The organism is Bacillus lumedeiriae (assembly GCF_044891285.1).
GTDB classification, from domain to species: Bacteria; Bacillota; Bacilli; order Bacillales; family Domibacillaceae; genus Pseudobacillus; species Pseudobacillus lumedeiriae.
In genome coordinates, this window is record NZ_JAUIYO010000014.1 from 1 (window position 1) to 13079 (window position 13079).

Sequence of the window (13079 nt, forward strand, 5' to 3'; positions counted from 1 at the left end):
CATGTAAACATGCAGATTTTTTGAAAAAAGAAGAAGTACTTATCATTTTAGTTATATTAATGACTACTGTTAATTGGCGTGAAAGGTGAGAAACTCCGCAAACGAGACAGCGGTAAGGAGGTGCCCGGACTGCCCGCAGCGGAAATCAACAGGAGAGTTTAACAAAGCTATCATTTTAGATTTAACAGCTTTTGTTTCAGTTCATTCTCCATGGACGATAATTCTTGTTCAGCTTGTCTGCGTTTCGTCCGGCCTTCTTGTTGGATGCGCAAAGTTTCCTCAAGAGTAGAAATTAAATTAGATTGTGTTTTCTTTAATGTTTCGATGTCGACAAGTCCCCGTTCATTTTCTTTCGCCGTTTCAATCGTATTTGTTTTTAACATTTCGGCATTTTTTAACAGCAGTTCATTTGTCGTTTGAGATACTTGCTTTTGTGATTCCATCGCTTTTCTTTGTCTAACGAGAGTCAAAGCGATAGCTACTTGGTTTTTCCATAAAGGAATCGCGGTTAAAATAGAAGATTGAATTTTTTCAGCGAGCGCCTGATTCATGTTTTGGATCATTCGAATTTGAGGGGCGCTTTGGATCGTAATTTGGCGGCTTAGCTTTAAATCGTGCAGTCTTTTTTCTAAACGATCCGCAAACTGTACCATATCATTGACATCTTGAAAGTCCATCTGGTCGCCTGACTGCTCTGCTTTTCGACGGAGAGCAGGGATCGTTTCATGTTCCAGTTCTTCCAATTTCAATTCACCCGCTGCGATAAAAATATTTAATGCTTGGAAATACTCTTTATTTTTCTCATACAATTGTTCAAGCATTTGAATATCTTCGACGAGAATTTTTTTAGAATGATCTAGTTTAATACTAATCCGGTCAATTTGCGTACCGACTTTCTGATATTTAGACATGATTTCTTGGATGGAGCCGGACACTTTATTGAAGAGCCGGCTGAACACATTTTTCTTTTCTGTGTTGAGTTCGTCTGGATTGACTTCTTGCAGCTTTTTCATCAAGTCGTTTAAAATATCTCCAATCGTTCCAATGTCTTTCTGTTGCACATGATCAAGCATGGAATGGGAAAAGCCTGAAAGCTTTGACTGGGCAGCTGTACCATAACTGATAATTGCCTGATGATTTTTCGGATCAATCTGTTTAGCCAGCTCTTGTGCTTTAAGCTGATGTTCTTCGGGAAGCACATCAATCAGTCTTTTTGCAGCTGATTTTTCATGCAGGGAAGCCTCAGGAGATGGTGCGAGTAAGTCCTCTCCAAACGGAGTGGCAAGCAAGTCGTCAAAATCACTTGAATAATCCTTCAGTGAGCCGGAGTGTTTATTATTATTTGTTGTCATAATCGTGTTTATCTCCCTTCTTCGTGATGTCCAGCAGCTTGCGTTTGTTCAATGACTGCTTGGCCACATCTAGTTCAAACGTTAAATGTTCAATATCCTTCGCTAGTACTTTGTGTAAATCTTTTTCTAATGTTTTTGTTAAATCATCTAGTGTTTCTTTTGTTTCAAGTAGAGATTGTTTTACGGATGAGTTTTTTAGTTTCTGTGAATTTAATAACGCATATTTTTCGGCCAGCTCAACGACAGAATCCAAGTGTGAATAAAAAAATGATTCCGCTTCATAGAAACGCTTCGGCTCTTTTTTTACGACAGAAAAAATACGGCGTACGAGACGGTTTAATTCAATCATTTGTTTTAGGGAACTAATACTGCGTACGCGAACGAATACGTTTTTCAGCCGGTTTAACTTCTGTTTTGCTTCTTTCATATTTTTAAGAATAAAGTTATATTCCTTCCTTGTTAATCCATATTTTTTATATAAACGCACATCCGCATACTTTCCAATACCGAAATAAATGATTCCTCCAATGACAGCCGCTGCTGCCGCTGCCGGTAAAGGGGAGAGACCAATCGGATTGACAAAGAGCGGCCAGCAAATGACCGCAACGGGAATGCTGATTAACGTACGAAGGGTAAAAAGCAACGGATTTCTCATCATACCCACTCCAATTATTATTTTCCTTGTAATACGCATAATCCGTCAAAAAGTTTCATCATTTATAAAAATGATTATGAGAAGCGCAAGCAGTCTATCTTCAATCCTAACTATTAATGGAAGGAGGTAGAAAAGTCAAATGAAAAGCAAACAATGTACAAAAGCTGTTCTCGCTATCCTTTTGTGACAGAGAAGAAGGGTGGGGTGTAAACGAACAAGGTTTGATTATCTTAAACAAACGAGTCTTTGGCGAACCATGATACTTAGCTCTGCAAAAGAAAAAGGATTGCCTCACCGGCAATCCTCAAGCTGTCGAGAAAGTCTCGATCGCTTTTTTATTTACTTTCACTTACTTGTTTGGAAGGATAAATCTTTTTACTCAGCCATGTTTGTCCAATCAGGAACAGTCCGCTCACTCCCCAATACAAAGGAAGCGCTGCTGGGGTGGATATGGAGAAGACGAGAATCATGATCGGTGAGAGCAGACCGATGATTTTCATTTGCTGTCTTTGCTGTTCAGGCATGTTCATGAGTGATACTCGGAATTGAATAAAGTACATAACACCGGCGATGAGTGCCATAGCAATGTCAGGCTGACCTAGTTTGAACCAAAGGAAGTTCGCATGCTGAATATCTTCTGAAATACGAATCGCATAATACAGCCCCATCCAAATCGGCATTTGTAAGAAGATCGGCAGGCAGCCCATTGCTAATGGATTAATGTTGTGCTGCTGATAAAGAGCCATCATTTCTTGCTGAATTTTCCGCTGCTCTTCTTGGTTTTTAGCTTCTTTTAACCGTTTTTGGATTTTCTCCATTTCTGGTTTAACGACTTCCATCTTTTCTTTCATAATTTGCTGCTTCTTCATCGTATTTAGCATTAATGGCATTAAAATTAAGCGGACAGCAAGTGTAAGAACAATGATTGCAAAACCGTAGCTGCCGAGAAATACTCCAAGCGTGTGGATCAGCTCTACAAAAGGCCGGACGAGATAATCGTGGAAAAAGCGCCCTTCCTGTTCCGCTGCTTGGCATCCGGTCAAAAATAGCATAGAGCCGAGCAGGAAAGATAATAGTATAGATGTTTTTTTCAATGGATTGTTCCCCCTATAGACCGATAGCCGGCCATCCAAACTGTTGCTGCATAAAAACTAAAATGAGTATACCTTAAAAGATTTGTTAGTTCAAATGAATACATCCTTCTTCATTTAATAAGATTCTTCTTTACGAAACGGAGGAACAGGTTAAAAAACGGTTCTATCTTTTTTGTTAACTTTATATTCAAATTAGTTGACTTAAAAATGTATTATCTTTTATCCTTAAAGAGGAGCAGTAGAAAGAGAGAAGAAGGGGAGAGACAAATGATAAATTGGGACAAGGTAGCAGATCAAGTATTAGAAGGGAAAGAAATAAGTAATGAACAGGCGCTGGCGGTATTAAACAGTTCCGATGCAGAGCTTTTAAATCTTTTGCAAGCGGCTTATAAAGTGAGAAAGCATTATTACGGCAATAAAGTAAAGCTGAATATGATTATTAATACTAAATCAGGACTATGTCCGGAAAACTGTGGGTACTGTTCACAGTCTATCCGCTCCACAGCTCCGATTGAAAAATATAAGATGGTTGATAAGGAATCTATTTTACAAGGGGCCAAGCGGGCATACGACCTGCAGGCTGGAACGTATTGTATCGTCGCAAGCGGACGCGGCCCAAGCAATAAAGAGATTGAACACGTTGCCGAAGCAGTTCAAGAAATTAAAGAGAAGTATCAATTGAAAGTATGCGCGTGTCTAGGCCTCCTAAAGCCGGAACAAGCGGTTAAATTGAAAGAAGCGGGAGTCGACCGTTACAATCATAATCTGAATACGTCGGCGAGTCATCACGAACAGATTACAACTACTCATACATACGATGATAGGGTGAGGACCGTAAATACAGTGAAAGAAATGGGCATCTCTCCTTGCTCGGGTGTCATCATTGGAATGAAAGAAAGGAAGGAAGATGTCGTTTCTATGGCACGCAGCTTAAAAGCACTTGATGCTGACTCCATTCCAGTAAACTTCCTGCATGCAATTGATGGAACACCACTTGAAGGGACAGATGAATTGAATCCGCGTTATTGTTTAAAAGTGCTCTGTCTTTTCCGTTTTGTGAATCCAACGAAGGAAATCCGTATATCAGGAGGGCGGGAAGTGAATTTAGGCTCGCTTCAGCCTTTGGGTCTTTATCCAGCTAATTCAATCTTTGTCGGTGATTACTTAACAACTGCTGGACAAGAAACGACGGCTGATCACAAAATGATTGAAGAAATGGGATTTGAAGTAGAATTTGCTCAGGCTTCGCTGCAGTCTGTTTAAATAAGCTAGAAAAGCTGACTGGACGATTGTTAAAAACAATTTTCCAGTCAGCTTCTTTTATAGGCTATCCAATTAAAATCCGTTCTTTCGGGAAGTGATACCCGTCTTTGATTTCCTTGCCGCGAATGATAAAGAGCAGAGAGAATACACCGATTCTTCCGATGAACATTAACGTAATAAGTAAAAGTTTAGCTGGCGTGCCTATATCTGGCGTAATACCGAGTGATGAGCCGGTTGTTCCAATAGCAGAGGATACTTCAAATATAATTTTTATAATGGGCAGTCCTGGTTCTAAAAAGGATAGAAAAATAATGGAGCCGCCCCAGATAAGAAACCCCGTTGTAATGACGACGAATGCACGCTGCACATCAATGGGATGAACTTCTCTATTGAAAATCTTGATCGTATTCTTTCCTCTCGCATAAAAATAGACACTTAAGATGGCGATCGCGAAAGTAGTCGTTCTTAGTCCGCCTCCTACACTGCTCGGTGAAGCACCGATAAACATCAATGTGGAAATAAGGAGCAGTGTAGCGCTAGAAAACTCATTCAGATCCATCGAAGTGAGTCCCGCGCTGCGGGCCGCAATGGATTGAAAAGCGGAATAGAAGAAAGACTCGTGCCATGTCTTATCAGCAAAAAAGTGATTGCGGTCAAGCAAATAAATCAGCACAGTGCCAAGAACGGCTAGAATGGCATATACCGTCGTTGTTAATTTGGTAAATAAAGAAAAATGAAATTTAATCGGTCCTCTGTATGTTAAGTAATCTTTAATCTCTACTAATACAGGGAAACCTATTGCTCCGAGCACGATCAGTATCATATTAATAAATTGCACAAAATAATCATCGGCGAAAATAATTAATGAGCGGCCCGTAATGTCAAATCCGCCGTTTGTTGTCGCACTAATGGATGCAAATACCCCATGTAAAAAGGCCTCAGAGGCGGTTGGATAATATTGCAGAAAATATGTGCTTAAAATAATCGCACCGACTGCTTCAATTCCAAGAATTAATAAAAATATTTCGATCATCAGTTTCACGAGCCCGGATAAATCGGTTCTATTCTGGTCCGCCATAATCAGCCGGCGCTCACGTATGCCGATTCGCTTTCCGAACAAAATCCAAATGATCGAACTGAGTGTCATAATACCGACACCGCCGACTTGCAAAATAAACAGAATGAAAAAATACCCGGCTGTACTAAATGTATCAGCGATTCCAACTGGTGACAGCCCAGTAACACTCAGAGCGCTTACTGCAACGAATAGAGCATCTATAATGGAAATCTCTACTCCTGGTTTATGAGCAATCGGCAACAGCAGTAAGCCGGTAGAAAACAAGGCACCGATTAGGTACAGCATGACAATTAATTGAAAAGTCGACAGTTTTAACGACTTTATTTTTCCAGACTCTCTCATTACACACTCTCTCAACCTTTCCAGCAAAACAGCTGCTTAGTATGATCATGGCAAAAAATATACCTCTTATTAATTGAACCTTCCCGCCGCTTAACGCCTTTACGAGCTATTTGAAACGGGCGATTCTATTTCCTGTGAACAGCAGTGTATCCACCAGTTACGGGCAGGCTTGCCCCCGCCGTTAAGTCGTGCAAACGGCTGACGCCTCCGACAGTAAGTTTAACTTTAACAACCTTATTGCTTCAATTTTAAGGTTAACGGATGCGTTTATATTCTGGTCATGGTATGTATAGTAAGAAGGGCAGTCCCACTCACGCAACGCAAGACTCTTGGCTTCTTTGTGCTGATGATCACAAGAAGAACAAAGCTGACTCCTCGCAAAGGTCTTGGACACGACAACTACTTGCTTTCCATACCATTCGGTTTTATATTCCAGCATACTGCGGAATTGTAACAAGGCTGCTTGCTTTTCAGTCGGATAAATCCTAAATGGATCCGCCTTATTTATGATCACAGGTTCCACCTCCCTGCATTTTATGGAAACTTATCATATCAATTTTAATCCTATTTGTATATCACTTTAGGGGTGAAATTATGGAAAAGCAACTGGTTGCCTTACGATTTTCCAAAGTTCATTTGAAATGCATAGCCGACCTTGTTTTTTTCGACATAAAATGAAACAAAACGAAAGGAATATCCGTATATATTCATATCCAGTCAATAAAGGAGGCGAAGAAATGAGGAAGCTGTGGAAGAGAATCAAGTTTGTTTTTACTTTCAGAAAGTTCATCCCCTTTCTAAAAGACTTTTTTATAAGTAAGGAAGTAGCTGTGTTTAATAAAATCCTCTCAATCGGGTTAATCATCGGCTATTTTGTATTGCCGTTTGATATGATTCCTGATTTTTTTACTGTATTCGGCTTGCTGGATGATATCGCTGTTTTTACATTTGTGCTTCAACAAATAATTAAGATGGCGCCGTCTTCTATAAAAGAGAAATATCATATGACATAAAACTAGGAGCTGTCTCACAAGAGGCAGCTCCTGATTGATTTAAGCATCGGAGAAAATCGATTGTAGCTGTTGAGCAGCTTTGATCAATGTGTCTTCTGGCTGAACGAGGGCAATTCGTACATAGCCTTCCCCAGAAGGACCAAAAGCTGAACCAGGGACCATCACGACACCGGCTTCTTCGATACAATGGAAAGAAAATTCTTTTGATGTCCAGCCCGATGGGATTTCAGCCCATATAAACATCCCTCCGGATGGCCGTGCAACGTTCCAGCCGATGCGATGGAGTTCATCAACCAATGCATCCCGTCGTTTCTGAAAGGTGGATCGGACATGCCGGCTGATCTCCTCCGCATGATCAAATGCGGCAATAGCAGCTGCCTGAATCGGTGCGAACACACCGTAATCAAGGTTAGACTTTAAACGGGTAATCGCTGCGATGATTTCTTTATTGCCAGCCATATAAGCGATTCTAGCCCCTGCAAGACTAAAGCTCTTTGAAAGAGAATTGATTTCGATGCCAATCTCTTTAGCACCTGGAACCGCTAAAAAGCTAAGAGGTTTCGTATCATCAAAGTAAAACTCTGAATAGGCGGCGTCGTGAAGCACAGCGATCTCATATTGTTTAGCAAATGCGATGACTTCTTTGAAAAATGCTTCGTCAGCTTCGCCGGCTGCTGGATTGCCTGGATAATTTAAAATCATCAGTTTCGCTTTTTGAGCTGTTTCCACTGGAATGGCCGTTAAATCAGGCAGAAAACGATTTTCTTTATGTAAAGGCATGTAAAATGGTTCTGCTCCTGCTACAGCTAATCCGGTTTCGTAGGCAGGATAACCGGGATCCGTAACAAGAACAATATCCCCAGGATCAGCAAACACGAGCGGCAAGTGAACAAGACCTTCTTGAGACCCCATCGCATGAACGAATTCTGTTTGCGGATCTAACGAAACATTGTACACGCGCTTGTAATAACGAGCAGCTGCTTCATAAAAATCTTTTGTCCCCGACAGCGTATAGCCGTATTGGAAAGGTTCTGCTGCCTGCACTGCCAGTTCATTACGAACAATGTCAGCCGGCGGCAAATCGGGGCTGCCTAAGCTCAGATCAATAAGTTCTTTTCCTTCTGCCTCTTGTTGTAATTTAAATGATTTTAATTCACTGAAGATGGATGAGCCGAACTTCTCCATTCTTTTTGCATAATGAAACGCCAAGATGAATTCCCCCTGTAGTATGAAACGATGTTTAACAATTATTGTAGCATATAGAGTGAATTCCACATTTAAAATTTTTCTCAAAAAATTGTCAAAATAATTTTTCTTAAAAAAACCATGCTATAAAAGAATCCGTTAGAAGGGGGACTTTACTTATGACAGTCATCAGCGATTTAAAGCAAACGATGTCAGGATTAAAAAGTGCACAGGCAAGCTTAGAAGGATTTGCTCTTGCAACAGAAAACCAGCAGGCGAAACAGTTGTTCCAAACGGCTGCCCAGCAAACACAGACGATCATTGATACACTTCAGCCGCGCATCACTGAAGTGGAAAACGAAGAACCTCAATATAAAAACATGTAAATTAAAAACACTATGTGCAAAATTCAAATTATAAATTGATGCCAATATAGCAGCTGGAGGTGAAAGTATGGAGAAACAGCGAACATGGGTATTTGAAAATAAGCCGGTTATTATTTCATCTGGGGTAGTAGGGGGGCCATTTGAAAACAACGGACAGCTGGCAGATGACTTTGATATATTACATGGCGATCTATGGCTGGAAGAAGAAACTTACGAAAAGGCCCATAGAAAGTTAATGGAGCAGGCGACGATGCGGGCAATTGAAAAAGCAAAGCTGAGAAAACAGGATATTGAATATTTCTTAGCAGGCGATTTAATCAATCAAATCACGCCGACGAGTTTCACTGCCCGTTCCCTTGCTGTGCCTTATCTCGGGTTATTTGGTGCCTGTTCTACATCTATGGAAGGATTGGCGCTGAGTTCGTTAATTATTAACAGCAAAATGGCAAATTATGTTTTAACGGGCGCATCCAGTCATAATGCGGCAGTGGAAAAGCAGTTTAGATATCCGACAGAGTATGGCGGTCAAAAACCGCCGACAGCTCAGTGGACGGTGACAGGTGCTGGAGCAGTGATTGTTGCTCAAGAAGGAGAAGGTCCTTACATCTTATCTGCAACTATTGGAAAAGTCATTGATATGGGACTGACAGATCCGTTTAATATGGGCGGAGCTATGGCACCAGCTGCAGTGGATACAATTATTGCCCATTTAATTTCTTTAAGACTGGACCCGTCTTATTATGATTTAATTGTCACAGGCGACTTAGGTTCCGTCGGCCGCAACATTGCGTTCGAGTTGCTGCAAAAAAGAGGCATTGAAATAAGCGATAGTCAATTTCAAGACTGCGGTCTCATGATTTATAGGGACAGCCAGCCTGTATTTGCGGGCGCAAGCGGAGCAGGATGTTCAGCCGTCGTTGGATATGGACATTTATTAAATCGAATGAAAAGAGGAGAGTTAAAAAGAATTTTGTTAGTGGCAACCGGAGCTTTGCTGTCTCCACTTTCCTTCCAGCAGCAAGAGTCTATTCCCTGCATTGCCCATGCAGTAGCGATTGAATACAACCCTTAAAAGGAGAAAACTATGACAGTAGCATCGGATGTAAAAACATGTACAGCTGGCTTAAAGCATGCAGAAGCTGTTTTCTCAAAGCTTGCCCTATTGTCCAATGATCCAGAAGCCCAGCAGCTTTTTCACGAAAGTATGCTGACGATACATGAGGTCATTGGACGAATGGATAAACGAATTTTTGAACTGGAAAACGAAGAACCGCAATATCAAGGGTTTTAAACAGGGGGCGAACAAATGGCTCAATGGCTCGAAATTATTCTTCGGTCCTTCTCTTTTCTTATTATGTTATTTGTCATTACGAAGATAATTGGGAAAAGACAGATTTCCCAATTATCCTTTTTTGAATATGTTGCCGGTATCACTATTGGCAGTATAGCTGCTGAAGTTTCCATGGTTAGAGAACGTTCTGTTTTTGATGGGTTTGTAGCGATTGTAGTATGGGGGCTGGTTCCACTTTTAGCCGGGTATATTGCAATGAAAAGCAAAGCATTCCGAGGAGTTGTTGAAGGCAGCGGAACTGTGTTTATTAAAGACGGCAAAGTTTTCGAAGATAATTTGAAAAAAGAAAAATACACCATTGATGAGATGTTATCATTGCTGCGAAAAAAGGATGTATTCTTTCTTGAAGATGTAGAATATGCAATCTTGGAACAAGACGGAAGTCTAAACGTATTGCTGAAAAAAGACAAAAGGCCATTAACACGAAGCGATCTTCAGCTAGTACCGATCAATGAAAAAGAGCCCCATACAATCATTATGGATGGCCGATTATTAATCGAAGCGCTTGCTAAGAGCGGCAAAACGAGAGAATGGCTGAATGAAGAGCTGGAAGCAGCAGGGGTAACGATGGAAAATGTGTTTTTAGGACAGGTCAATTCATATGGCGAATTATATATTGACGTATATGATGACCAGCTGCAGACACCAACACCACAGGAAAGACCTTTGCTGCTAGCAACCTTAAAGAAGCTGGCGGCAGATATGGAGTCTTTTGCTTTATCAACCGATTGTAAAAAAACAAAGGAAATGTACGCGAAAAATGCAGAAGAGATTCAACAGGTCATTCAACGCACGCAGCCTTATTTATTAAGTTAAAGGACATCTCTTGTGGTGGCCTTTAACTTATTTTTGTTAAATAATACATAATGTGCAGAATTCAAAACCAATTATTTATTGGTTTCTCAGACGGAAATTTGTTAAAATAGAATCAGAATAATAAATCAAGCAATTAAGAAGGCAAAGGGGTGAGCATTTTGCCAAGGGGAGAGGGAAAGTTTTTAATCAAACAAAGAGCCTTTTTAAAGCTTTTCATGATTCGATTTGTGGAAGAAAATAAACTATACGGAATGCAGGCAATGGATGAGTTAAAAGCAACGTTCAAACAGTTTGGTTACGAACCGAATCACTCAGAAATTTACAGATCTCTTCATGAGCTGATTGATGACGGCATTTTAAAAAGGCACAAAAAGCTGCAGGAAGGTGCTAAATATAAAGAAGTCGTGATCTATCAATTTGCTGACTATGAAAAAGCAAAACTGTATAAAAAGCAAGTGAAAACAGATCTTGACCGCAGTATGGGACTGCTGAGAAAAGCTTTGGAGGATGTATATTAAGAAAAAAGGGTGATATGATACGATGGGATTGTTTGATGGCTTAATCGGCAATGCGACAGAAGCTGATATTGAGAAAGTAGAAAAAACGCTTGAGCAAATTCTTTGCGACGGAGAACATATTGAAAAAGCGTTTCAAATTTTAAGAGACTTAATCGTGTTTAGTAATAGACGGCTCATTCTGATTGATAAGCAAGGAGTAACAGGAAAAAGGATCGAATATCATTCTATTCCATACCGCAGTATTACCCATTTTAGTGTACAAACAGCAGGCACGTTTGACCTGGAAGCTGAATTGTTAATTTGGATATCAGGAACGGAAAATCCAATCGCCAAGCAATTTAGAAAAGATGACAGCATATTTGATGTGCAGCGGGCGCTTGCTGCTTATATTTTATAAAGAGAGCGGTTGTAAAAAGCTTTTTAAATAATCTATATGATACGCGAGATAGAAGGACCTGTTTACATGTGATTAAATGGTAGACAGGCTCTTCTATTTGTTGATTTAATCAATCTCCCTGAATCTTAATTATTTAAATTGTCCCCGATTCATTATTATACAAGTCTTACGAGACCGTTACTTCCATTTTTCTCTGTTTATAAAGACTATGTATTTGACAAAACCATAGAGATATATTTATGATTAATACATACAGTTGAATAGTTCTCCTAAAGGGGAGTAGCTTTTACAACAAAGTCGTCATTACGGAGTTTTACACTCTCGGCTTTGTCGGCAACTTATCGTTGTTAGCAAGACCTTTACCTGTAGTATAGGTAAAGGTCTTTATTTATTGTAAAAACCTTTACCAAAAATGGTAAAGGTTTTTTTAATATTTTAATGGGGGAGCTGATAGAAAATGGACAACATTTACTCGATGTTATATGAAAGGAGAGTAATAAAACAGCCCTTCAAACAAGCATGCAAAGTTAGAAGTCAGACAAATTTTTTAAGATTTTAAATACAAAAAGAAGGAGGTAATGCCGCAATGAAATAAGTAAAAGTATCTTTATCAGGGTTAATTAATAAAATAAACCAAAACAACAAGCTCTAAAAAAAGATGAAAAGGGGTATAAAATGTTTAAGAAAATAATAAAGCAAATCAAGCAGCTATCCCAAGGCAGCAGCGAGCGAAGATATGGCCATTATCGTCGAGGAAGCAGCAGCAGCCGACGGTACAAACGATCTCCAATGAGTGGAAGTAAACGCTACAAACGAAAGGGCTGGAGCAGCAGCTAATCTTCCTCTTAGCCATTCATGTATTTTCTTGTACTTTAAGTGCATTATGAAGATCAGCTGAGATTTCACTAATATTTGAATAAGGTTCTTTCAGTCGTAATAGTCTTTTCAGCAGATAAACGGTTTCCATTTCTAAAGAAAGTTCTTCTGTCCAAGGAAGAGCTTTTTTATTTTTGGAAGAGTACGTCGTATAAAGTAAATATAAAAGTATTTCTCCTAAATCATAGTAGTCCTGTTGTTTCATTTCTAGGATACCTTCTTGTTTGTTATGCAAAGAACTAGATGGTGATTGAAATGAGTCAACTAAGATTCTCTGCTTAGATAAACCAAAATCGATCAAAAAGAGCTCATTATTGTTTAATAAAATGTTTGGAATACGTAAATCTTGATGATAAATGTTTTTTTTATGAAGATAATCGACTAATTCGAGTAGTTGATCAAGAATTAGTAAAGACTCTTTCTCGTTAAAAGTTTTCTCACTAAAAAAAATTTGATCTTCTAAATTGTCTCCTTCGATGAAGCTCATTACATAAAAAAAATATTCATTATTTGAAAAAACTTCATATAACATGGGCATATTTTTATGGTTCAATGTGAGTAGAATGGAGGTTTCACTTTCAAATAACTCCACCTCTTTTTTCTTACGGCGTTTACTTGGACGAAGCTGTTTAACCACCTTATTCTCTTGTGATTTCAAATCTTTGCAGAGATAAACAATGCCATAGCTTCCACTCCCTATAACATTCAACACCTCGTAGCGATCGTTCAAAACTGTTCCTTCTTTAATAGGTG

At 39.5% G+C, this 13079-nt stretch carries 15 protein-coding genes and 1 pseudogene; 9 read left to right on the plus strand and 7 right to left on the minus strand.

What is annotated here, in order from left to right:
* Positions 1-170: 170 nt before the first annotated feature.
* The 3 genes from QYG89_RS13705 to yidC all read right to left on the minus strand — a co-directional run bounded on the left by QYG89_RS13705 (position 171) and on the right by yidC (position 3101).
* Positions 171-1352, minus strand: a complete 1182-nt coding sequence (locus tag QYG89_RS13705) for a toxic anion resistance protein (protein ID WP_404318253.1) — start codon at positions 1350-1352, stop codon at positions 171-173.
* A complete protein-coding gene (locus QYG89_RS13710) occupies positions 1339-2007 on the minus strand; it encodes a 5-bromo-4-chloroindolyl phosphate hydrolysis family protein (RefSeq protein ID WP_404318255.1) in 669 nt (222 codons plus the stop codon). The genes QYG89_RS13705 and QYG89_RS13710 overlap by 14 nt, the downstream gene beginning before the upstream one ends.
* Positions 2008-2342: 335 nt before the next feature.
* Positions 2343-3101, minus strand: coding sequence for a membrane protein insertase YidC (yidC, locus tag QYG89_RS13715; RefSeq protein ID WP_404318257.1), 759 nt, complete (start codon positions 3099-3101; stop codon positions 2343-2345).
* Positions 3102-3368: 267 nt separating this feature from the next.
* On the opposite strand from yidC, the gene bioB reads away from it, so the two are divergent.
* Positions 3369-4364: a biotin synthase BioB gene (bioB, locus tag QYG89_RS13720; RefSeq protein ID WP_404318258.1), complete on the plus strand. Its 996-nt coding sequence runs from the start codon at positions 3369-3371 to the stop codon at positions 4362-4364.
* Positions 4365-4428: 64 nt separating this feature from the next.
* Here bioB and QYG89_RS13725 read toward each other — a convergent pair whose 3' ends face one another.
* Positions 4429-5784, minus strand: coding sequence for a TrkH family potassium uptake protein (locus QYG89_RS13725; protein WP_404318260.1), 1356 nt, complete (start codon positions 5782-5784; stop codon positions 4429-4431).
* 181 nt (positions 5785-5965) lie between these two features.
* Positions 5966-6235 (minus strand): annotated as a pseudogene (locus QYG89_RS13730) (zinc ribbon domain-containing protein); the annotation flags it as partial.
* 286 nt (positions 6236-6521) lie between these two features.
* Between QYG89_RS13730 and QYG89_RS13735 the strand changes: the two are divergent.
* Positions 6522-6797, plus strand: a complete 276-nt coding sequence (locus QYG89_RS13735; protein ID WP_404318262.1) for a YkvA family protein — start codon at positions 6522-6524, stop codon at positions 6795-6797.
* A 39-nt stretch (positions 6798-6836) separates the two neighbouring features.
* Here the strand turns inward: QYG89_RS13735 and QYG89_RS13740 are convergent, their stop codons facing one another.
* Positions 6837-8006: an LL-diaminopimelate aminotransferase gene (locus tag QYG89_RS13740; RefSeq protein WP_404318264.1), complete on the minus strand. Its 1170-nt coding sequence runs from the start codon at positions 8004-8006 to the stop codon at positions 6837-6839.
* Between the two features lie 155 nt (positions 8007-8161).
* Between QYG89_RS13740 and QYG89_RS13745 the strand changes: the two genes are divergently transcribed.
* From QYG89_RS13745 to QYG89_RS13775, 7 genes are all read left to right on the plus strand, one after another.
* Positions 8162-8368 carry a DUF1657 domain-containing protein gene (locus QYG89_RS13745; RefSeq protein WP_404318265.1) on the plus strand — a complete coding sequence of 69 codons (207 nt, stop codon included), beginning with the start codon at positions 8162-8164 and terminating at the stop codon, positions 8366-8368.
* 67 nt (positions 8369-8435) lie between these two features.
* Positions 8436-9440 (plus strand): stage V sporulation protein AD, encoded by a 1005-nt coding sequence (spoVAD, locus tag QYG89_RS13750; RefSeq protein ID WP_404318267.1) that lies wholly within the window; start codon positions 8436-8438, stop codon positions 9438-9440.
* Positions 9441-9452: 12 nt separating this feature from the next.
* Positions 9453-9659 (plus strand): DUF1657 domain-containing protein, encoded by a 207-nt coding sequence (locus QYG89_RS13755; RefSeq protein WP_404318268.1) that lies wholly within the window; start codon positions 9453-9455, stop codon positions 9657-9659.
* Positions 9660-9674: 15 nt separating this feature from the next.
* Positions 9675-10535 carry a DUF421 domain-containing protein gene (locus QYG89_RS13760; RefSeq protein WP_404318270.1) on the plus strand — a complete coding sequence of 287 codons (861 nt, stop codon included), beginning with the start codon at positions 9675-9677 and terminating at the stop codon, positions 10533-10535.
* 158 nt (positions 10536-10693) lie between these two features.
* On the plus strand, positions 10694-11053 hold the full coding sequence (locus QYG89_RS13765) for a helix-turn-helix transcriptional regulator (RefSeq protein WP_404318272.1): 360 nt from the start codon (positions 10694-10696) through the stop codon (positions 11051-11053).
* A 22-nt stretch (positions 11054-11075) separates the two neighbouring features.
* Positions 11076-11450, plus strand: a complete 375-nt coding sequence (locus tag QYG89_RS13770; protein WP_404318274.1) for a PH domain-containing protein — start codon at positions 11076-11078, stop codon at positions 11448-11450.
* A gap of 675 nt (positions 11451-12125) precedes the next feature.
* The gene (locus QYG89_RS13775; RefSeq protein ID WP_404318276.1) at positions 12126-12287 is read left to right on the plus strand and encodes a hypothetical protein; all 162 of its coding nucleotides are present in this window, start codon (positions 12126-12128) and stop codon (positions 12285-12287) included.
* A gap of 16 nt (positions 12288-12303) precedes the next feature.
* Here the strand turns inward: QYG89_RS13775 and QYG89_RS13780 are convergent, their stop codons facing one another.
* Positions 12304-13056 carry a protein kinase domain-containing protein gene (locus QYG89_RS13780; protein ID WP_404318278.1) on the minus strand — a complete coding sequence of 251 codons (753 nt, stop codon included), beginning with the start codon at positions 13054-13056 and terminating at the stop codon, positions 12304-12306.
* Between the last annotated feature and the right edge of the window lie 23 nt (positions 13057-13079).